This window comes from Haloarchaeobius amylolyticus, assembly GCF_042678045.1.
Taxonomy (GTDB): Archaea; Halobacteriota; Halobacteria; order Halobacteriales; family Natrialbaceae; genus Natrinema; species Natrinema amylolyticus_A.
This window is the reverse complement of record NZ_JBHUDI010000011.1, coordinates 190,359-209,724: the sequence shown is the minus strand read 5'-3', so window position 1 is coordinate 209,724 and position 19,366 is coordinate 190,359. Positions and strand designations below refer to the sequence as shown.

20 protein-coding genes and 1 pseudogene are annotated in these 19,366 nt (G+C 65.7%); 13 read left to right on the top strand and 8 right to left on the bottom strand.

Translation table 11 applies throughout. From position 1 onward, the window contains the following. The first annotated feature begins 120 nt into the window (after positions 1-120). Positions 121-906 carry a DUF7089 family protein gene (locus tag ACFR99_RS17115; RefSeq protein WP_390289899.1) on the top strand — a complete coding sequence of 262 codons (786 nt, stop codon included), beginning with the start codon at positions 121-123 and terminating at the stop codon, positions 904-906. A gap of 80 nt (positions 907-986) precedes the next feature. On the opposite strand, the gene ACFR99_RS17110 is transcribed toward ACFR99_RS17115, so the two are convergent. After that, on the bottom strand, positions 987-1,565 hold the full coding sequence (locus ACFR99_RS17110; protein ID WP_390289896.1) for a DUF7090 family protein: 579 nt from the start codon (positions 1,563-1,565) through the stop codon (positions 987-989). Between the two features lie 352 nt (positions 1,566-1,917). Between ACFR99_RS17110 and ACFR99_RS17105 the strand changes: the two genes are divergently transcribed. After that, complete coding sequence (locus tag ACFR99_RS17105) at positions 1,918-2,598, top strand: class I SAM-dependent methyltransferase (RefSeq protein WP_390289893.1); 681 nt, start codon at positions 1,918-1,920, stop codon at positions 2,596-2,598. Between the two features lie 182 nt (positions 2,599-2,780). On the opposite strand, the gene ACFR99_RS17100 is transcribed toward ACFR99_RS17105, so the two are convergent. Continuing rightward, complete coding sequence (locus tag ACFR99_RS17100; protein WP_390289890.1) at positions 2,781-3,362, bottom strand: DUF1684 domain-containing protein; 582 nt, start codon at positions 3,360-3,362, stop codon at positions 2,781-2,783. Between the two features lie 142 nt (positions 3,363-3,504). Here ACFR99_RS17100 and ACFR99_RS17095 point away from each other — a divergent pair, with 142 nt between their 5' ends. Both ACFR99_RS17095 and ACFR99_RS17090 read left to right on the top strand, forming a co-directional pair. After that, positions 3,505-5,877, top strand: coding sequence for an ATP-dependent DNA helicase (locus ACFR99_RS17095; RefSeq protein WP_390291289.1), 2,373 nt, complete (start codon positions 3,505-3,507; stop codon positions 5,875-5,877). Positions 5,878-6,059: 182 nt separating this feature from the next. Beyond that, positions 6,060-7,928, top strand: a complete 1,869-nt coding sequence (locus tag ACFR99_RS17090) for an SLC13 family permease (protein ID WP_390291286.1) — start codon at positions 6,060-6,062, stop codon at positions 7,926-7,928. 18 nt (positions 7,929-7,946) lie between these two features. On the opposite strand, the gene ACFR99_RS17085 is transcribed toward ACFR99_RS17090, so the two are convergent. Beyond that, complete coding sequence (locus ACFR99_RS17085) at positions 7,947-8,108, bottom strand: hypothetical protein (RefSeq protein ID WP_390289887.1); 162 nt, start codon at positions 8,106-8,108, stop codon at positions 7,947-7,949. Positions 8,109-8,164: 56 nt separating this feature from the next. After that, positions 8,165-8,476, bottom strand: coding sequence for a carboxypeptidase regulatory-like domain-containing protein (locus ACFR99_RS17080; RefSeq protein WP_390289884.1), 312 nt, complete (start codon positions 8,474-8,476; stop codon positions 8,165-8,167). Positions 8,477-8,573: 97 nt separating this feature from the next. On the opposite strand from ACFR99_RS17080, the gene ACFR99_RS17075 reads away from it, so the two are divergent. After that, on the top strand, positions 8,574-9,692 hold the full coding sequence (locus ACFR99_RS17075; RefSeq protein WP_390289882.1) for an AI-2E family transporter: 1,119 nt from the start codon (positions 8,574-8,576) through the stop codon (positions 9,690-9,692). 170 nt (positions 9,693-9,862) lie between these two features. Then, positions 9,863-10,429 carry a DUF5518 domain-containing protein gene (locus tag ACFR99_RS17070; protein ID WP_390289879.1) on the top strand — a complete coding sequence of 189 codons (567 nt, stop codon included), beginning with the start codon at positions 9,863-9,865 and terminating at the stop codon, positions 10,427-10,429. A 2-nt stretch (positions 10,430-10,431) separates the two neighbouring features. Here the strand turns inward: ACFR99_RS17070 and ACFR99_RS17065 are convergent, their stop codons facing one another. Continuing rightward, a complete protein-coding gene (locus tag ACFR99_RS17065; RefSeq protein WP_390289877.1) occupies positions 10,432-11,736 on the bottom strand; it encodes an ABC transporter permease in 1,305 nt (434 codons plus the stop codon). After that, a complete protein-coding gene (locus ACFR99_RS17060) occupies positions 11,733-12,485 on the bottom strand; it encodes an ABC transporter ATP-binding protein (RefSeq protein WP_390289874.1) in 753 nt (250 codons plus the stop codon). The genes ACFR99_RS17065 and ACFR99_RS17060 overlap by 4 nt, the downstream gene beginning before the upstream one ends. A gap of 125 nt (positions 12,486-12,610) precedes the next feature. Here ACFR99_RS17060 and rpiA point away from each other — a divergent pair, with 125 nt between their 5' ends. After that, entirely contained in the window at positions 12,611-13,318 is a 708-nt protein-coding gene (gene rpiA, locus ACFR99_RS17055; RefSeq protein ID WP_390289871.1) for a ribose-5-phosphate isomerase RpiA, read from the top strand. 1 nt (position 13,319) lies between these two features. Here the strand turns inward: rpiA and ACFR99_RS17050 are convergent. Then, positions 13,320-13,743 (bottom strand): annotated as a pseudogene (locus ACFR99_RS17050) (hypothetical protein). A gap of 114 nt (positions 13,744-13,857) precedes the next feature. On the opposite strand from ACFR99_RS17050, the gene fni reads away from it, so the two are divergent. After that, positions 13,858-14,916 (top strand): type 2 isopentenyl-diphosphate Delta-isomerase, encoded by a 1,059-nt coding sequence (gene fni / locus ACFR99_RS17045; protein ID WP_390289869.1) that lies wholly within the window; start codon positions 13,858-13,860, stop codon positions 14,914-14,916. Positions 14,917-15,027: 111 nt separating this feature from the next. Here fni and ACFR99_RS17040 read toward each other — a convergent pair whose 3' ends face one another. Continuing rightward, positions 15,028-15,195 (bottom strand): DUF1931 family protein, encoded by a 168-nt coding sequence (locus ACFR99_RS17040; protein ID WP_008013450.1) that lies wholly within the window; start codon positions 15,193-15,195, stop codon positions 15,028-15,030. A 286-nt stretch (positions 15,196-15,481) separates the two neighbouring features. Here ACFR99_RS17040 and larB point away from each other — a divergent pair, with 286 nt between their 5' ends. The 5 genes from larB (at position 15,482) to ACFR99_RS17015 (ending at position 19,354) form a co-directional block, all read left to right on the top strand. After that, complete coding sequence (gene larB / locus ACFR99_RS17035; RefSeq protein WP_390289865.1) at positions 15,482-16,240, top strand: nickel pincer cofactor biosynthesis protein LarB; 759 nt, start codon at positions 15,482-15,484, stop codon at positions 16,238-16,240. A gap of 119 nt (positions 16,241-16,359) precedes the next feature. Then, positions 16,360-16,509, top strand: coding sequence for a DUF7563 family protein (locus ACFR99_RS17030; protein WP_373617322.1), 150 nt, complete (start codon positions 16,360-16,362; stop codon positions 16,507-16,509). 73 nt (positions 16,510-16,582) lie between these two features. Continuing rightward, a complete protein-coding gene (locus ACFR99_RS17025; protein ID WP_390289861.1) occupies positions 16,583-16,831 on the top strand; it encodes a GIY-YIG nuclease family protein in 249 nt (82 codons plus the stop codon). Between the two features lie 97 nt (positions 16,832-16,928). Next, a complete protein-coding gene (locus ACFR99_RS17020; RefSeq protein WP_390289858.1) occupies positions 16,929-17,873 on the top strand; it encodes a DUF8054 domain-containing protein in 945 nt (314 codons plus the stop codon). Positions 17,874-17,959: 86 nt separating this feature from the next. Further along, positions 17,960-19,354 carry a phosphoglucomutase/phosphomannomutase family protein gene (locus tag ACFR99_RS17015; protein WP_390289855.1) on the top strand — a complete coding sequence of 465 codons (1,395 nt, stop codon included), beginning with the start codon at positions 17,960-17,962 and terminating at the stop codon, positions 19,352-19,354. Positions 19,355-19,366: the final 12 nt, after the last annotated feature.

Below are 19,366 nucleotides of genomic sequence, written 5' to 3'. Positions count from 1 at the left end.
ATTTAAGCGATACCGATACGAGACGGCACATATGAGCACTGCAACCAAGGTTGTTCTTTCCACGGTCGCCGCATCGGCACTGCTGTCGATCCTGCTCGTTTTCCAGACGGCGTTCGCCTGATGTTCGAGGCTCGTGCGCTCCCGGATCGGCTCGCGTCGGTCCGCGACGCTCACGCGCCGGGCGTTCGAGTTCTCGACTGCGAGCGTGACTTCGAGACGTTGCCGCCAGCGCTCGCTGAGGATCTCGGCCTCCTCGTCGACAGCCTCGAGCCGGCCAGCTATCCGGCTGCATGGCTGCCCGAGGACGCGCCGACGCTGCTCGCTCGCTACGCGAGTTCTGATCTCACGATCGGAATGCCGGGCGACGGCAGCGTCGCCTGGACCCGCCAGACGGACCCGCCGCTCGTGTTGGTCAAACCCAGAGTCGAGGGCTCGCCGGAATCGTTCGTCGAGTTCTTACTCGCCGAGGCATTCGTCGAGCTCGGGCTCGATGTGCCCGAACACTTCATCGGGTTCTTCGAAGACTCGTATCGCGACCTCGACCGAGCGGTTCCGCTCGACCCGAACGGTACGTATCAGGTCGCCGCCGCGCTGTACGACGGCTGGATCGGCCTCCAGACGCGTGCGGTCTTCGCCGACTGGCACGACGACCGGCCGACCCTCGCCGACGCCTGGCAGGATGCAGGGACGCGACTCGAGGATCGAGTCGCGGGGCTGCCCCAGGCGGTCGCCCGCGGCGAGACCGACTTCGCGGACGCGACCGAACTGGCGTGTGCCGCGATCAAACACGCGATCGAACTGCCGGCGCCGTTCGCCGCGCTCGATACGGACGCCTACCGGGAGCACGGCCCAGCGTACGCGATCCGGTGGGCCGAGAAGACGTTCACGTCGCTCGCAGACGAGTAGCTTTTCCTCTTGGTTCGGGTGTCGCGATACCACGCCGTCGCTCGAGCGTGCTCGATATCGGACGCGACTGCACCTCGTGGTTAGAACTCGGCGTCGATGCTGCCGTCTTCGTCGAGGTCGATGATACCGTCGAACAGTCCGCGGAACTCCTCGACGAGCGCGTCGTCGTGAGGTTCCTCCGCGAGATGAAAGAGACCGACGGCGTCGTGGTTTTCGAGCAGTGCGAGGATCCGTTCGACGGCCTCGATGGCTTGCTCGTCGCCGGCGTAGTAGGCGAGTTCGGTAACGGAGTCGAAGCTGATGCGGAGTTTGCCGTCGTGTGCGTCGAGGAAGCCGTCGATGTGTTCGACGATGCCGTCGATGTCGTCCGGGGCAGCCACGTAGTGGACGGTATCGGACGACCGTCGGGAGTAGCCGCGTTCGATACTGAGCGTATCGAGGATTTCGGCACACTCCTCGTCGACGTCGTAGTACTCGAGTTTCTGTCTGACTTCGCGAGCTGTGGTTCGCGTCGAGACGACGAGGAAGCTATCGGTATCGATCTTGAGGAAATCAGTGTCGATGCGGTCGGTTTCGCCAGTGCTTGGATGCAAGAGGAGGACGCCGGTCCCGCCCGGAATCGTCTCCGGTGTGCCGTCTATCTCGAGGCTGTAGTCCATATTGGAAGCAACAACTTTCGGCACTCCCTTAAGCGTGCGGATATATCGTGCGACGAAACTGGACTCCGGAAACCCGGAGGAAGGGTCCAAAACTGGCGAGGGGTGGGACAGTGTGACTCACCGAGGATCGCGAACTCCAGATGCCCACGGAGTTCGATCACCGACGACCCTTCACGCTCTAGCTTTTAGGCCAGCCTAAAGTATCTGTCGATGGTTCTCATAACAGTGAGAAAGACTCTCGTGGTGGCGTTGTCCGGCTGGCGCACCGACTCCGAACACGACAGCGAGCGACGCCCAGCGTTCCGGGGCGTCATGCGAACGCGTTTATCCCTGCGTCACCCATCGCCCCGATATGAGCGTACGCGAGGAGTTCGACGACTGGGCAACGAGCGGCCGTGACAAAGGGATGGAAGACAGACACTGGCACACCGCAAAGCATGCGCTCGCGCGGATGCCCGTCGAACCGGGTGAAACCGTGCTCGATCTCGGCTGCGGGAGCGGCTACGCCGGCCGCGCACTCCGCGATACCGCGGGCGCTGGCCGCGTCTATGGACTCGACGGCGCACCCGAAATGGCCCGCAATGCGGCCAGCTACACTGACGACGCGAGCGTTGGCTTCCTCGTCGGTGACTTCGATGCGCTGCCCTTCGCCGACGACTCGATCGATCACGTCTGGTCAATGGAGGCCTTCTACTACGCCGCGGACCCACACCATACCCTCGAGGAGATCGCCCGCATCCTCCGACCCGGCGGTACCTTCTACTGTGCCGTCAACTACTACGAGGAGAACGTCCACTCCCACGAGTGGCAGGACTCTATCTCCGTCGAGATGACCCGCTGGGACCGCGAACAGTATCGCGATGCCTTCCGCGAGGCGGGCCTGTACGTCGCCGAACAGAATAACATCCCCGACCGCGAGGTGACGATTCCCGACGACGACGAGTTCCCGCTCGAGGACTGGGACACCCGCGAGGCGATGGTCGAGCGCTACCGCGAGTTCGGCACGCTGTTGACCGTCGGCGTCGCTCCCTGACCGCTCCGAACCCCCTCATTTCCACTCGAGCCCCCGATTCCCGTCCTACAGCCCGCAACGCGGCCGGTGGCTCGAGTCGAAACGCCCCTCTTGAGAGAACCACTCACATCCGTATCGCTCGCGAGTGGACGGAGCGACAGCCTGTGACTTCGCGGCGCGTCGAGCCGCAAGTTGCGAGCGTGCTATTCGTATCGTTCGCCCGCTGGAATCGCGATCTCGAGCCAGTTCTCCTCGGGCGGTAGCGGGCAGTCGAACGTTTCGCTGTAGGCACAGAACGGCGAGTACGCGAGATTGAAGTCGACGACGAGCTCGTCGCCGTCTTCGAGGTCGCGCTCTGCCTCGAGTTCCATGTAGCGCCCGCCCTGGTAGGTCTGTTGTCCCGTGGTCTTGTCGCGGAACGGGACGAACAGCGGTTCCTCGTTCGGACTCTCCTGCTGGTAGGCTGCGAGTTCGAACGTGCCGTCTTCTAAGTCCTCGTCTTCGCGATCCAGTTCGAACTCGAGGGTCGCCACGCGAAGATAGCGCACCTCTCTCCCTGCGGTGGTCTCCATCAGGACGACCTCGGGGTCGTCGTGGACCGTCGCGGTCGCGGTCACGCGGTAGGTCGGATCAGGGTCGAAGTAGTCAAGCCCGTCGAAGTCGTCGCGTTCCTCGGGCGGGATCGGCGACTGTGGATGGGTCGCGAAGAAGTCGTCTTTCTCGGCGCGTTTGGATTTGAGTTCGTCCCGATACTGGTCGGCGTCGATAGAACTGGTATCGCTCATAGCCGAGGTACGGCAGCGAGAGTGGAAGGCGTTACGTTCTGACGGTCGCGACGGCTCCCCGCTCGAGCTGACATTTATATACTGTCAGGCGGCCAGTCGTGTTCGTCAACCCTATGACCGACCGACGATGAGTACGGCAGGAATGACGAACTGGCGCGCGATCTTCGGCCACGACAGCCCCTACGACCCGCAGGTCGACGGCATCGAGGCCGCCATCGACACTGGACGGCAAGGCGGCTACACCGTCATCGAAGGGGCCTGTGGCACCGGGAAGACGATGATCGCGCTCACTGCGGGGATCGACCTCGTGCGCGATCCCGACACCGACTACGAGCGCGTGCTGGTGCTTACGAGCGTCAAACAGCAACTGCGCCAGTTCGAGGCCGACCTCGAGACGATCAATGCGAACCTGCCCACCGACTGGGTGCCGGTTTCGGGACTCACCCTCGTCGGGAAGGCCGATGTCTGTCCGTACAACCGCGAGGGGGCGGCGGGGATCGACGACGGGAACGTCTACGACCGCTGTGAGACGCTCCGGGACCGCACCCGCGATCTGACTGGCGAAGGCGGCGACACGACCGCAGCGAATCTGGCCGCCCGCGCCCGCAGCCAGCAGATCGGCTTAGCCGACAGCGGCAGTCGGGCCAAGAGCACGTTCCTCGAGACCGCGGGCGAACCGACACCCTACCCGCCCGACCTACCCGAGTACGGCGAGGGCGGCCCCGTTGGTGCCGAAACCGAGTACTGCCCGTTCTACGCGCAGTATCTGGAAGATCTGCCCGACGACGAGGACGGTGCGGCCGCCGAAGCGGTCCCCTACGATCTTACCGACGCTGGCATGGTCACGCCCGAGGACCTGGTCGCCCGCTCGGTGACACACGGCACCTGTCCGCACTCCGTGATGGGGGCGGCCCTCGGCGAGGTCGAGGTCGTCATCGGGAACTACTACCACGCCTTCGATCCCCGGACGGTCGGCTCCTTTACCGGCGCGTTACTCGACGACTCCACCTTCGTCGTTTGCGACGAGGCCCACATGTTAGAGCCACGCGTGCGCGATCTGGTCAGCGAGGGGGTTGCTGACTCCACGCTTCGAGATGCCGAAACGGAACTCTCGCGGGTCATCCAGCCGATCAAATTCGAACGCGAGGGTCGGCAGGCCGAAGGCGGCTCCAAGACTGCTGACGCCGACCTCGTGCGCGGGGAACTCAAAGACAGCGACGTCTCCTTCGAGGAACTCAACCGAACTCTCGAGTTCGTCCGCGACCTCCGAGCCGAACTCGACCGCCGGGTCACCGTCTATCTCGACCGGAACTATCGGGGTTGGCAGTCGAACCTGACCGACCTCGACGACGAGGAGATCCCTCTCCGCGATCCCGCCGAGCCGGCCGAAGACGAACTCTCCGAGTGGGCAAGCGAAGCAGGATACGGCGACGCAGACTGGGTCCGTGCCGAATCCGTCGGCGCGGTCGTCGCACGGGTACTGAACGAAGCCGAAGACGAAGATCGAACCCGCGCCGCCCCCGCAGTCGGCCGCGTCCTCGGCGAGTGGTACCGGCGGGACCACACCGACTACTTCCGGGAGATCGAACTCGAGCGCACCTGGGACGACACTGAACCCGCCGATTCGTGGCGGCGGGCCTACAACGCCCGACTCGCGTTGCACAACTGCGTGCCCAGCGACGCGATCGGCGACCGGCTCGGTATGTTCGGTGGCGGGGTCTTGATGAGTGCAACCCTCGAGCCGATGGACGCCTTCACCGAAGTGACGGGTCTTCAGTATCTCGCACGCGAAGAAGACCGGCCGGTCGTCGAACGCCGATACGGCCTGCACTTCCCCGCGGAAAACCGCGAGAGCTTCGCGGTCGCCGCGCCGAAGTTCACATACGACAACCGCGGCCGACCCGGTGACAACAATCCGACGCGCCGATCCTACATCAACGCCATCGCGAAGGTCGCCCGCCTCCCCGGGAACGTCCTCGTCGGAATGCCCAGTTACACCGAAGCCGAGTGGGCCGCCGGCGTCCTCGAGGAGCGGGTCGACAAACCGATCCTGCGCGACGCTGCGAGCGACGACGAGACGACCCAGTCGCTCAAAGACGACTTCTTCGCGGGCGACGGCAAGGTCCTCGTCACGAGCCTGCGAGGGACGCTGACCGAGGGCGTCGACTACAGCGGCGACCGGCTGGCCGCGGCGGTCGTCTGTGGCGTCCCGATCGTCAACACCTCGAGTCCGCGGACGAAAGCCGTCCGCCGGGCCTACGACGATGCCTTTGGCGATGGCTTTACCTACGCACTGACGATCCCCGCAGTGCGGAAGGCCCGGCAGGCGATCGGTCGCGTCATCCGCAGCCCCGACGACGTCGGCGTGCGCGTCCTGTTAGACGAACGCTACGCCCGCGAGAGCTGGGACTCGGTCCGACCTTATTTACCCGAGAACAGCGAGTTCCAGCCGGTCAGTCCCGACATGCTCGACGTCGGCCTCGAGCGGTTCCGCTCGCGGCTCTCTTCGCAGTGAGCGCGGCCTCTCGGCCTCGAGTTACGCAGTCAGCGCGAGCGGCTCGAGACGACGCCGAACCGGGTCCTTCAAGCGTGACCATCACCGATCCCTGACTGTCAACTGTGTCCGAATTTTCGCCGCTTGGCGTCGGACCGATCCCGCTCGCTGTTGAATCCAGTGGGCTGGCGGTGACGCCCGAGATGCTGGTCGTGTTTGGGATCATTCTCATCGCCCTCGTGTTGTTCGTGACCGAATGGCTCCCGATCGACGTGACTGCCATTCTGGTGATGGTGCTGTTGATGGTTCTCGGTGTCGACGGCGTGGTCAATCTCACCGAGATCTCGACGACAGAAGGGACATCCGGCTTCTCGAACTCGGCGACGATCACCGTGCTGGCGATGCTCATTCTCAGCTCCGGGATCAGCCAGACGGGGGTCGTCCAGATCATCGGCCGGAAGATGTCCGCATTCGCCGGCGACGACCTCGATAAACAGCTGCTCGCGACGATCGGCGTCAGTGGCCCGATCTCGGGCTTTATCAACAACACGCCGGTCGTCGCCATCCTCGTGCCCGTCATCTCCGACATCGCCCACAAGGGGAAGACCTCGCCCTCGAAACTGCTGATTCCGCTCTCGTATGCCTCGATGTTCGGCGGGATGCTCACGCTCATCGGGACCTCGACGAACATCCTCGCGAGCGACGTCTCCGCACGCCTGCTCGATCAGCCCTTCTCGATGTTCGAGTTCACCCAACTGGGAATCATCGTCCTCGTCGTCGGCAGCATCTATCTCATGACCGTCGGTCACCGACTGTTGCCCGAGCGTGTCCCAGTCGACGAGGACTACGTCCAGGAGTACGCCATCGAAGAGTACCTGACCGACGTCGTCGTCGACGACGACTCGCCGCTGATCGGGTCGACCGTCGACGACGCCATCGATCGCGTCGCGTTCGACGCTAACATCCTGCAGGTCGTCCGTGACAGTGAGGAGTTCATCGAACCGATCGGTCAGAAGACGCTCCGGGCCGGCGACTTGCTCCGGTTGCGGGCCGACCGTCCGACCGTCCAGCAACTCGTCGACCGGGAGACGCTGACCCTCGCCGGCAACCCCCAGACTGCGGACGAACTCGAGCCCGAGGAAGCCCCCGATCGGACCCTCGTCGAGGTCGTCGTCCCGCGAGGGTCGTTTCTCGTCGGTGAATCGCTCGAGAGCTCGACGTTTCGCCAGCGCTACGACGCGACCGTGCTGGCCTTCCGTAGCCGGGGTGAGACGGTCCGGACCAACATGGACGAGCGCCGGATTCGCGTCGGCGACACGCTGTTGGTCCAGGCGGCTCCGGACAGCATCGATCGCCTCTCGCAAAACGACGACTTCATCGTCGCCCACGAACCCGAAGAACCCGACTATCGGACCGAAAAGATCCCCCACGCGACGGCGATCATGGCGGGCGTCGTCGGCTTCGTCGCCGTCCCTTGGGGAACGGTCGGCTCCGCCCTCGCCGGCATGACTGGCATCGGTGCGTTCGACGCGCTGTCCGCACTGTCCTTGCCGATCCTCGTGACCGCGCTCGCGGGCGTCGTCGCGATGGTCGCGACGGGCGTGCTCAGACCGACCGAAATCTACGACGCCGTCGAGTGGGACGTGATCTTCCTGCTGGCCGGCATTATCCCGCTGGGAATGGCCCTGGAGCAGACCGGTGGCGCGGACCTGCTGGGGAGTCTCGTCGCCGCGACCGGCGCGTATCTGCCAGCCCTCGGCGTCCTGTGGGTGTTCTACCTCTCGACGGGCCTGATCACGGGCGTCATCTCCAACAACGCGAGTGTCGTGTTGATGCTGCCCATCGCCGTCGAGACCGCGTCCCAGATCGGCGCGAACCCGTTCGCGTTCGTACTCGCCGTGACGTTCGCGGCCTCGACCGCGTTTCTCACGCCCGTCGGCTACCAGACGAACCTCTTCGTCTACGGCCCCGGCGGCTACAAGTTCATGGACTTCGTCCGGGTCGGCGCACCGCTGCAGCTGTTGCTTTCCGTCGTGACTGTCTTGGGTATCGCGTTCTTCTGGGGACTGTAGTTCGGTTCCGTGCGGTGACTACTCGTCCGCTGTGTCGTCGTCCTCGCTCGACTCCTCGTCGTCCTCGCGTGGCGGTTCGGCTTCGTCACCGCGCTCGAGTTCCTCCGAAAGTTCCCGTTCTCGCTGGTGTTCCTCCGCGTCGTCGGCTTGCTTGTCTCGTCCCTCTTTCGTGTCTCCCATCCCCATAGCCTACACCAGTGAGCGGCATAACGCTGTGCCCGTTCAGTGCGCAGCCGTTACCGCGATCCGATCCTACCAAGCGGGCGAAGCGCGGCCGCGTTCGGCACCACTCGAACGAGCGCCGATATCGGTTCGTACGCCTCGCGGTCGGTCGGTGACTTCGCCGCGGTGAGCTTCCAGAACCCGGGCGAGTCGAACCGCAATCGGCACAGCCCACGCTCGTCCGTTCGTGCCGATTTCGTTTGCGTTGCGACGATCGCTCCCTCGACCGGCTGTCGTCGATCGTCACGGACGCGCACAGTGAGTTCGGTCCCGACAGCCACCTCTCGCCGGTCGACGTCGATCCGGAGCCGACGGACTACTCTCATGCAAATACATACCACGCCACCGTCGAAAAAGGATACCCCGTGCAATCCCGTTCGCTCGCCAGACAAAGACTTTAGTCCTCCAGTGAGAGTCCCGGTTGTGACAGGGACCGCAAACGAGGACGTCGGCTCGAGCCGTCAGCGCCGGTACGTCCTCGCGGGGATCGTCGTCATCCTTGGCGTCGTGACCGGCGGAATCTTACTCGAGGTGCTCGGAACGATCCTCCTCTCGCTGACTGTGGCGTACGTCCTCGTCCCGGTCCAGCGCTGGTTCGTCAGGCGTGGGCTCACCGAGTGGACCGGCGCGCTGGCTGCGACGCTCGTCGGTTTCGGAGCTGCGCTTGCAGCCAGCACGCCGCTGGTCGTCGCGTTCTACTTCCGGCTCGAGCAGGTCGTCGACGCCGTCACGGCGCTCCCTCGAGAGCTGTCGGTCTCTTTGTTCGGGCTGACGTACGCGCTCGAGACCGGGCAGGTGCAGGCTACCGCCATAGAGTTCGTACAGGGGGCCGCGACCGCGTTCGCACTGGCGCTGCCGGTGCTCGCGATCAAGTTCGCGCTGTTTGCCGTCCTCCTGTTCGGCCTCCTGCTCAAAGGCGACGCGGCGGGACGGGCCGCGATCGCACCGGTGCCCCACGCGTATCGCGATGTCGTCCACGCGCTGGCTCGGCGGGCCCGCGAGACGCTGTATGCGATCTACGTCCTGCAGGTCGCGACGTCGATCGCGACGCTGGCCGTCGCCTACCCACTGTTCTGGGCGCTCGGCTACGAGGCGGCGCTGACGCTCGCGATCGCTGCAGCTATCCTTCAGTTCGTCCCGATCATCGGCCCGAGCATGCTCGTCGTCCCGATCGCGCTCTACCACGTCGCCGCCGGCGAGCTCGTCGCAGCGACGCTACTCGCTACCCTGGGGCTCGTCCTGATCGCCTGGTTGCCCGACGTCGCCGTGCGGCCACGGCTGGCCAGACGCTCGGCTGGCCTTCCTGGCAGCCTCTATTTCGTTGGCTTCACCGGTGGCCTCTTTACCCTCGGCGCGATCGGCGTCGTCGTCGGCCCGCTACTCGTCGCCGTATTCGTCGAAGCCGTCGACCTGCTCGCCGACGAGGTCAACGGCGATGCCACGTTCGCCGAACTGGTCGACGATCCCGAGGAACTGCCGGACGACGCCGACGAGACGGAAACGACGTTCGAGGAACCGGAGTCGAAGCTCGCCGACGATTGATACGGTTCGCTGTCACTGGTCCTTGGTGCACCTGCAATCCGTCGTGTGGGTGCGCCGGCACTGACTGACAGGGCTCCGTACGAGCACGGCTATTTGAATCGGTGACTGGACGCTCCCACGAACCCTCTTGGACCACCGACACTTTTCTCCCTGCCGTTCCTTCGTTCAGTATGGTTCGGACGCGAACGCTCATCAACGCGGTTATCGGCGCCGTGATCAGCGTCGTCCTCTCGTTTATTCCGGGTTCGACCGTCCTCGGTGGGGCTATCGCGGGCTTTCTCGAGGGCCCGGACGAACGGGCGGGCGCGATCGCGGGTGCGCTGGCCGGGGCGATCACGTTCATCCCGTTCCTGGGCATCGGGTTTCTCCTCGCCGGCGTGCTGAGCCTCGGACTGCTCGGCGGCGTCCCCATCGAAGGGGTGTTCCTGTTTACGTTCGTGATCTTCAGCGCCGGCTTCTTCCTGCTGCTCTATACCGTCGGCCTTTCACTGCTCGGCGGCTATCTGGGGGCATACCTCGCACGGGAGTATCCCGATCGCCACCGACGCACCCGGGAGACGGTCGGGTTCGACACGGACCCGACGGACTCGTCTCGCCGTTCCGACGCGTCGTCGACCCGAGACGACGAGTTCGGCGATGCGTCCGCGTTCGATACCGGGCTCGAGGACTCGAGCAACCGCGCTGACGACCGAGACGCGGGGCGAGAGCGCGACCGAGATTCCGATCGCGAGTTGTGAGTTTACTCGTATCTGAGTGCGTCGATCGGGTCCGTCCGCGCGGCCCGCCAGGCTGGATACAGTCCGGCGAGGATCCCCACGACGATCCCCACGACGATCGCGAGCGCGACGTACTCGAGGGGATAGACTAACGGGAGATCGATGTACTGCACCCCGAGATAGCCCGCGACGAGGCCCAGTCCGGTCCCCAGGATCGCGCCGATGATCCCCAGGATCACCGATTCTGTCAGGAACAGGCCGAGAACGTCGCGGTTTTGCGCGCCGACGGCTTTCATGATGCCGATCTCGCGGGTCCGCTCGGTGACGCTGACGAGCATGATGTTCGCGATGCCGATCGAGCCGACCAGCAGGGAGATGGCTGCGATCCCCACGATGAAGTTCTGCAGGAGGTTCAACACGTCCTGCAGCTGGCTGAGTAGTTCCGTGCTCGTCCGGAACTGCACCGCGAGGTCGTCACCCAGCAACTCGCTGGCGTCGGAGGCGTCGCTCTCGAGATAGTCGGTCGCGCTCTCGCGGGCGGCGTCGATGTCCGCCTGGTCGGCCGACTCGGCCTCGACGATGATCGCCAGGAAGCGAGCGTCGCTGGTGGTCCCCCCGCCAGCCCCAATGCTTCCAGTCCCGTTGCCGTCGCTTTCACCACCGAAACCGATCCCAGCTGCCCGCTCCGTGTAGTAGGGGTCAGTCGGGACGTAGACCCGCGGCGAGGATTCGAACCCTTCGAACGGGCTCAGCCCTTCGCTGTCGTCGGTGATGCCGACGACCTCGACTTCGGTTTGCTGCCCGCCGAGCAGCGCCACGGTGAGGGTGTCGCCGACGCTGACGTTCTCCTCGAACTGGTTCGCAGCCGCGGGATTGATCACCGCTTCGTCTGCCCCCATTTCGAACTGTCTGCCCTCGGCGAGCCGCTCCTCGCGGATATACGACGGCCCTGACGCGATCAGGCCGTTGCCCTGTGCGACCGTCTCCTCGCCGTTCGAGATCGCCTGCGTCTGGAGTGTCGCGTAGCCGTAGGCCGCTTCGACGTCCTCCAAGTCCTCGACCGCCTCGAGATCGTCCTGTGTGAAGACGGGCTGGGCACCGGCAAGCGGACCGCCCTCGGTGTCGGGCTCGGCGGCCCAGCCGTAGACGTTGCGCTGGTCGTCGGGGCTGATGTCGCCGATCACGCCGGCTTGCAGGCTCGCACCCAGCGTGACGAACGCGATCACCGCCGCAATGCCGATCACGATCCCAAGCGTCGTCAGCGCCGACCGGAGCCGGTGGCCGCGGATCGACCGCCAGGCGAGGCGCAGGCTCTCGAGTGGATTCATTCGCTGCCCCCTCCGGGTTCCTGGCCTGTCGGCGAACCCGCCTGTGACTCGCCGGCACCGTCGAGTTCTTCGATCCGTTCGATCTTCCCATCGAGGAGGTGGACGATCCGGTCGGCTCGCTCGGCGACGTGGCGCTCGTGGGTGACGACGAGCATCGTCGTTCCGCCCGCGTGGAACTCGTCGAAGAGGTCGAGGATGTCGGCCTCGGTGTCCGTGTCGAGGTTCCCCGAGGGCTCGTCGGCCAACACGATCGCCGGGTCGTTGACCAGCGCACGGGCGAGCGCGACCCGCTGGCGCTGGCCGCCCGACAGTTCGTTGGGCATGTGATCGGTCCGGTCGCCGAGGCCGACGCGCTCTAAGAGATCCCGCGCTCGCTCGCGGCGCTCGGCGCGGTCGACGCCCTGGAACAGCTGTGGCAGCGCGACGTTTTCGACGGCGTTCAGCCGCGGCATCAGGTTGAACGTCTGGAAGACGAACCCGACCTCGGTTCCGCGAAGCCGCGTTCGTTCACGATCGCCTAATGCGCCGACATCACGACCTCCGACGACCACCGTCCCCTCGGTCGGCGTGTCCAGACAGCCCACCAGGTTCATCAGCGTCGACTTCCCCGAGCCACTCGGTCCCATGATCGCGGTGTAGGAGCCACGGGACACCTCGAGGGAGACGCCGTCGAGTGCGTGGACTGGTTCGCCGATGCGGTAGGTCTTGCGGACATCAGAGAGGGAGACGGCCGTACCCGAACTCGCCATGCGCGTTCGACGACGGATGATCTGAAAAAAGTTCTGCGCAACGCGGGTGCCGGCTCGACCGCCCCGTTCGGTGCCGACGCGGTCAAGTTACAACGCTTTTCCCGTCGCCGCTCGGTTGCACACGCATGAAGACGGACGGTGGCTCAGACGCAGCGAAACGACGCGCCGGCGAACGCGCGGCCGAGGCAGTCGAAGACGGCGACGTCGTCGGGCTCGGTACCGGCTCGACGACCGCCCACGCGATCCGTGCGCTCGGCCGGGCCGTCGACGACGGCCTCGAGATCCGTGGGATTCCGACCTCGTTTCAGTCCCGCCGACTGGCCCTCGAAGTCGGCATTCCGCTGACCGACCTCGATGCGGTCGACGGCGTCGACGTCGCGATCGACGGCGCGGATCAGGTCGTCGACGATCCCGACGCGCCCGCTCACGGCGCGCTCATCAAAGGCGGCGGCGCGGCCCACGCGCGCGAGAAACTCGTCGATTCGGCGGCCGACCGCTTTCTCGTCGTTGCTGACCCTTCGAAGCTGACCGAGTGCCTCGAGCGGCCGGTCCCGGTCGAAGTCCTCTCCGATGCCCACACCGTCGTGGCGGATCGCATCCATGAGTTAGGCGGCGAGCCGACGCTTCGTGCCGCCGAGCGAAAGGACGGCCCGGTCGTGACCGACAACGGAAATCTGGTGCTCGACTGTGCGTTCGGTCGGACCGACGACCCCGACGGACTGGCGACGCGGCTCTCGGCGGTGCCGGGCGTCGTCGAACACGGACTGTTCGTCGGACTCGCCGACGTGACCTACGTCGGTCGCGAGGACGGCGTCGAGCGCCGCGAGTACTGATTCAAGCGGCCGCCGCGTCGGCGGCGGTATCGGCCGTCTGCTCGGTGTCCGTCGAGCGCGATAGCAAGAGCACGGTCAGATAGAGCACGCCCAGCAGCCGTGCCGCTGGCACCACCCACAGTCGGAGCTCGAGCTCGTCGGTGTTGGCATACACCAGATGCTGGCTGAGCGCGATGATCGGCCGCGGGACGAGCACGAGCACGGGCCCGACGAGGCCGAGCAGCGCGCTGACGAGCGTCGATCCCTCGCGGCCGCGGGCGAGCAGCCAGACGAAGACCAGCCCCTCGAGCCGCGCCGGTCAGCGCCAGCGGCCGTCGCCGGGCCGTCTCGGGGTTTTGCAGGCCGATCCGCTCGCAGGCCTCGATCACCGGCCGCGGCATGACGATCTCGACGAGCCCGAAGCCGAGCAGGAGTGTGCGCAACATCGATGCCCTTCTACCGCGGCGAGGGGCAAAAAAGCGAGCCAGCGACCGCTCACGAGCGCGATGAATGAACACCTTTTCAATACCGTCACACTACCCTCCGATGGAGACGATTCGATGCCCGAGACATCCGACAGGAAAGACGATCACATCCGCATCATCGAAGAGGAAGACATCGAAACGGACGGCGCGGGGTTCACCGATATCGACCTCGTTCACGAGGCACTGCCGGATGTCCACCGCGACGAGATCGACACGACCACGACGCTGTTCGGCCACGAACTCGCCGCCCCCATCGTCATCGAGAGCATGACCGGCGGCCACCCCAACACGACGAAGATCAACCGGGCGCTGGCCGAAGCCGCCCAGGAGACCGGCGTCGCCATGGGCGTCGGCAGCCAGCGCGCCGGCCTCGAGATCGACGACGAGGCGTTGCTCGAGTCCTACACGGTCGTTCGCGAGGTCGCGCCCGACGCCTTCCTCTATGGCAACGTCGGCGCGGCCCAGTTGCTCGAGTACGACGTCGACGACGTCGAGCGGGCCGTCGAGATGATCGACGCCGACGCGATGGCGGTCCACCTGAACTTCTTGCAGGAAGCCGTCCAGCCGGAAGGTGACGTCGACGCACGCGGCTGTCTCGACGCGATCGAGGCCGTCACTGCCGACCTTTCGGTGCCGGTGATCGTCAAGGAGACGGGCAACGGAATTTCACGGGAGACGGCCCGACGGCTCGCCGACGCCGGTGTCGACGCCGTCGACGTCGCCGGGCAGGGCGGCACGACGTGGTCGGGGATCGAGTCCCACCGCGCGGCCGCGGTCGGTGCCGACCGCCAGGAAGCGATCGGACAGCTGTTCCGGGCCTGGGGCGTCCCGACCGCGGTGAGTACGCTCGAGGCGGCTTCCGTTCACGACTGCGTGATCGCCAGCGGCGGCGTCCGCTCCGGGCTGGACATCGCGAAGGCGATCGCCCTCGGCGCGCGAGCCGGCGGGCTCGCCAAGCCGTTCCTCGCACCGGCAGGCCAGGGGGCCGACGCGGTCGTCGACCTGATCGAGACGCTCGCACTCGAGTTGCGGACGGCGATGTTCGTCACCGGGTCGGCGTCGATCCCGGAGCTGCGGGAAACCGACTACGTGCTGCTCGGTCGAACAAACGAGTACGTGACACAGCGCCGCTGAGCACTGTTTTTTCGTTGCCCTCTCGATTCCGTCACTGATCGGTAATCAGCGACGCGACCGAGACGCTCAGCTATCTGGCGTGGCGTCGATAAAAAACGAAACGGGTCGACCTTACAGGTCGCGGGGCTGGACCGTCTTCCGGTCGTTGGCCTCTGCGCGTCGGGCAGCGTCGTCGAGCAGCTCGGAGACCTCTTCGTCGAGGGCGTCGTAGAAGTCCGAGGCGACGTTTTTGTCATCGAGCGCTTCCTTTACGGCGGCTTTGACGATAAGATCAGCCATACGGTGTATTCCTTTCCCGTTACCCTATATAATTGTTGTGCTTACTACCGGAAATACGGAGGTTGCAGCGGTTGATTCGCCGGTTTCGACCGGCGACATCACCGGAAAGTATATGTCCGATGAGTAGCCACGCGCGATTTCACAGTCCGCGAATCGCTGAACCCGGCTCGCGCGCGGCCCTCCGGGGCTCGCGCGCACGTTCCGTCGCGTTCCGAGTCGGGTGTCCGGCCGATCGTTCTCGAGCCCGGGTCGACGGATTCGAGTGTCTCGATGGCGGAGGACGTGTATGCGTGAACTCCTCGAAGCCGTCGCCGACGGCTCGCTCTCGCCGGCGGCGGCCGAAGCCGAACTCAAGGGATACGTCACCGGTGAGGCGGGACGGTTCGACGCGGCCCGCGACCAGCGCCGTGGCGTCCCGGAGGCGATCTTCGCGGAGGGAAAGTCGGTCTCGCAAGTCGTCGCGTTAGCCGAAACCGCCCTCGAGACGACGGGCCGGGCACTGCTCACCCGCGTCTCCGACCAGCAGTTCGCTGCCCTCGAAGACTACGTCGACGAGACGGCCCCGAACGCGACGGTTCACCGCCACAGCGACGCGGTCCGGGTGACGGCAGCCGACTACGAGCCGCCGTCGCTCGAGGCGACCGTGGGGATCACCACCGGTGGGACGGTCGATGAGGCGGTCGCCGACGAGGCTGAGGCCGTCTGTCTGGACGCTGGCGCGACGGTCGACCGGTTCGACGACGTCGGCGTCGCAGCGCTCTCTCGAATGCTCGACCAGCTCGAGCGCTTCCGCGGGGCCGACGTGTTGATCGTCGCCGCCGGCCGGGAAGGGGCACTGCCGACCGTGATCGCTGGCCTCGTCGACACGCCGGTCATCGGCGTCCCGGTCTCGAGCGGCTACGGCTACGGCGGCGACGGCGAGGCGGCACTTGCCGGGATGCTCCAGTCCTGTACCGTTCTCTCGGTCGTCAACGTCGATGCGGGGTTCGTTGCCGGCGCACAGGCGACGCTGATCGCACGAGCGATCGCCGCTGCTCGCGAATAGCTCGCATGCGCTCATGGGGAAAAATATTTGCTGTATGCGAAAAGCCAAACAGTGTTTGGAGAAGCCTATTTAACTATCCACCCGATATATTCGAATACCGGCTTCGGCCGGTGTGTCCAATGCCCAAGTGTAACCACTGCGGCGCACACGTCTCCGAACGGTTCGCACGCGTTTTCGCCAACGAACGCGGTGAGATCCACGCGTGTGTCAGCTGTTCGGCGAACGCTGGAATCGCTGAAGCCGCGAAAGAACGCGCTCGCGGCGCCTGAACGTATCGCGACGACCGACCAGGGACCCCTACGGACGTGAGACTTTTTGCGGCTCCGTCCCATTCGACAGTCGATGGCTGACCACGTCGTCTACGTTCTCGAGTGTGCCGACGGCTCCCTCTACACCGGCTACACGACCGATCTCGAGCGACGCGTCGCCGAACACGACGCCGGCGACGGTGCGAAGTACACCCGTGGTCGAACGCCGGTCGAACTCCGCTATCACGAACGGTTCGACTCGAAGTCGGCCGCGATGTCCCGCGAGTACGAGATCAAGCAACTGTCGCGAGCGGCGAAGGAACGACTCGTTGGACTCGAGTGATTCGTAGAACGGCCCAGCCGTCTCCCAGTGTTCCCGCTCGCAGCTCGAGCCGATCTCCATCAAATAGATGTGTGATGGCGATGACAGTCGGCTCGAGATGCAACTCGATGTCGTCGACGACCTCAGACAGCCCGAATACACGGGCGAGAATCGCTGTGAACCGTGTACCGTTCTGAATCTGGTTATCGCGGCGGTCGCTGGCTCCCTCATCGCGCGGAAATCCCGCCTCGGCGGCCTCCTCGCCGTCGGGATTTCGATTTCACTGATCTACCTCCGGGGGTATCTCGTCCCCGGGACGCCGACGCTGACCAAACGCTACCTCCCACCCGAGGTCCTGCGCTGGTTCGGCAAGGACCCCGCCCCCGACGTGGCGAGCGGCCTCGGCGGCGATACCACAGCGACCACCGACGCAGGCCGTGGCGAACCCGACGCCAATCCGGCCAGCGCCGGCGACGTAACGACCGTTGACGAAGACGAGGCGTCCAAACCCGACGCCGAGGCTGCTGTCGAAGCCCCCGAGGCGCTCGACCTCGAGACGCTGTTTCTCGACCACGACGTCCTCGAGCCCTGTGACGACCGGGACGACCTCTGTCTGACTGACGCCTTCGAAGCCGACTGGTTCGACGAGATCGACGCCGTCGAGGAGTCCGGACTCGACGCTTCGGCGGCCGTCGACGCCTTCGGGTTCGACGCCGACCCTGGTGAATTCGACCTCGACGACCGCGGCGAGGCCCGCACGCTTCGCTCTGCTTCCGGTGTCGCAGGCCGCTGGCCGTCTCGTGCTGCGTTGCTCGCCGACGTCGCCGCCAGCCGTGCCCTCGAGTCGTGGCTGCCCGACTGGGACGCCTACGATCCCGAGATGAAAGGCGCGGTGCTCAACGGCCTCCGAATGTTCCTCGAGACCTGTCCCTCCGGTGGCGACGTCCGGATGGGAGAGGAGGTCGTCGAATCCTGCTGTCACTCCCACGAGGTCGTCGCGGTCACCTGCGAGGAGACGGGCGAACGGCTCTTCGAGCAGCGTCTCGCTGACGTCGACGCCTGAGACGATCTGCTGTTGTGTGACGTGCTACGTTTCTGTGGTCGCAGTTGCCCGTCGCTTTTTTCGCATCGGCCCGCGACCACCGCACCATGGAGACGATCAGTTTCGGTACTGACGGCTGGCGGGCGACGCTCGAGGAGTTTACTGCCCCCCGCGTCCGGATGGTCGGACAGGCGGTGGCGACGTATCTCGCCGACGAAGGGCTCGAGGGCCCGGTCGCCGTGGGATACGACGCCCGCGAGACCTCCCGTGGGTTCGCCGAGGAACTGTCGCGGGTGCTGTGTGCGAACGGGGTCGACGTGTTGCTGTCCGACCGCGACCGGCCGACGCCGCTGGTCGCCCACGCGATCGTCGACCGCGGGCTGGCGGGTGCGCTCGTCGTGACGGCCTCCCACAACCCGCCCGAGTACAACGGCGTGAAGTTCATCCCCGACGACGGCGCGCCGGCGCTGCCCGCCGTCACCGACGCCATCGCGGATCGCCTCGCCGAACCCGAGTCACTTCCGGAGAGCGAGCACGGCACCGTTCGCGAGGTCGACTTCGCCGCGTCCCACGCGGACGCCGTCTTCGACCTGGTCGCATCGATCACCGGCAGCACCGATCTCTCGGGGCTGTCCGTCGCCTACGACGCCATGCACGGCAGCGGTCGCGGGACCACCGACGCCGTCCTCGAGCGCGCCGGGGCCGACCTCGAACGCTATCGCTGCGAGCGCGACCCCGACTTCGGCGGCGGTGCGCCCGAACCCGCCGCTGAGAACCTCGAGACGCTGATCGAAACCGTCACCAGCGACGACAGCGAGGTCGATCTCGGGATCGCCAACGACGGCGACGCCGACCGCATCGCCATCGTCACGCCCGAGCGGGGCTATCTCGACGAAAACCTGTTTTTCGCCGCGCTCTACGACTACCTGCTCGAGGACGCGTCCGGATCGTCCGTCCGAACCGTCTCGACGACCTACCTGATCGACCGCGTCGCCGAGGCCCACGGCGAGACCGTCCGGGAGGTCCCGGTCGGCTTCAAGTGGGTCGCCGAGGCGATGTCCGAGGGCGACGCCCTCGTCGGCGGCGAGGAGTCAGGCGGTTTCACCGTTCGCGGACACGTCCGCGAGAAAGACGGTGTGTTGATGGCGCTGCTCGCGGCCGCGATGCACGCGGCGGAACCGCTCGACGAGCGCGTGGATCGGCTGCTCGCAGAACACGGGACGGTCGTCCAGGACAAGATCAGCGTCGACTGCCCCGACAGCGAGAAGGCGCGAGTCCTCGACGACCTCGAGGCGGCGATCCCCGAAACCGTCGCGGACACCGCCGTCGAGGACGTCAACACTGCTGACGGGTTCAAACTCCTGCTGGCCGACGGTTCGTGGCTGCTCGTTCGCCCCAGTGGCACGGAGCCGGTGTTGCGGGTCTACGCCGAGGCAGCGGACGAGAAACGAGTTCGGGAGTTGCTCGAGGCGGGTGAAGGTCTAGTCGAACCGCTGGTTTGAGTGCCGTTTGGC

Coding starts and splice junctions, on each gene's coding strand:
- ACFR99_RS17065 (WP_390289877.1), bottom strand. CDS start 11,736: ATGAATCCACTCGAGAGCCTGCGCCTCGCCTGGCGGTCGATCCGCGGC.
- ACFR99_RS17110 (WP_390289896.1), bottom strand. CDS start 1,565: ATGGACTACAGCCTCGAGATAGACGGCACACCGGAGACGATTCCGGGC.
- ACFR99_RS17090 (WP_390291286.1), top strand. CDS start 6,060: ATGCTGGTCGTGTTTGGGATCATTCTCATCGCCCTCGTGTTGTTCGTG.
- rpiA (WP_390289871.1), top strand. CDS start 12,611: ATGAAGACGGACGGTGGCTCAGACGCAGCGAAACGACGCGCCGGCGAA.
- ACFR99_RS17115 (WP_390289899.1), top strand. CDS start 121: ATGTTCGAGGCTCGTGCGCTCCCGGATCGGCTCGCGTCGGTCCGCGAC.
- ACFR99_RS17015 (WP_390289855.1), top strand. CDS start 17,960: ATGGAGACGATCAGTTTCGGTACTGACGGCTGGCGGGCGACGCTCGAG.
- ACFR99_RS17105 (WP_390289893.1), top strand. CDS start 1,918: ATGAGCGTACGCGAGGAGTTCGACGACTGGGCAACGAGCGGCCGTGAC.
- ACFR99_RS17080 (WP_390289884.1), bottom strand. CDS start 8,476: ATGAGAGTAGTCCGTCGGCTCCGGATCGACGTCGACCGGCGAGAGGTG.
- larB (WP_390289865.1), top strand. CDS start 15,482: ATGCGTGAACTCCTCGAAGCCGTCGCCGACGGCTCGCTCTCGCCGGCG.
- ACFR99_RS17085 (WP_390289887.1), bottom strand. CDS start 8,108: ATGGGAGACACGAAAGAGGGACGAGACAAGCAAGCCGACGACGCGGAG.
- ACFR99_RS17060 (WP_390289874.1), bottom strand. CDS start 12,485: ATGGCGAGTTCGGGTACGGCCGTCTCCCTCTCTGATGTCCGCAAGACC.
- ACFR99_RS17025 (WP_390289861.1), top strand. CDS start 16,583: ATGGCTGACCACGTCGTCTACGTTCTCGAGTGTGCCGACGGCTCCCTC.
- ACFR99_RS17100 (WP_390289890.1), bottom strand. CDS start 3,362: ATGAGCGATACCAGTTCTATCGACGCCGACCAGTATCGGGACGAACTC.
- ACFR99_RS17070 (WP_390289879.1), top strand. CDS start 9,863: ATGGTTCGGACGCGAACGCTCATCAACGCGGTTATCGGCGCCGTGATC.
- ACFR99_RS17020 (WP_390289858.1), top strand. CDS start 16,929: ATGCAACTCGATGTCGTCGACGACCTCAGACAGCCCGAATACACGGGC.
- fni (WP_390289869.1), top strand. CDS start 13,858: ATGCCCGAGACATCCGACAGGAAAGACGATCACATCCGCATCATCGAA.
- ACFR99_RS17040 (WP_008013450.1), bottom strand. CDS start 15,195: ATGGCTGATCTTATCGTCAAAGCCGCCGTAAAGGAAGCGCTCGATGAC.
- ACFR99_RS17030 (WP_373617322.1), top strand. CDS start 16,360: ATGCCCAAGTGTAACCACTGCGGCGCACACGTCTCCGAACGGTTCGCA.
- ACFR99_RS17095 (WP_390291289.1), top strand. CDS start 3,505: ATGACGAACTGGCGCGCGATCTTCGGCCACGACAGCCCCTACGACCCG.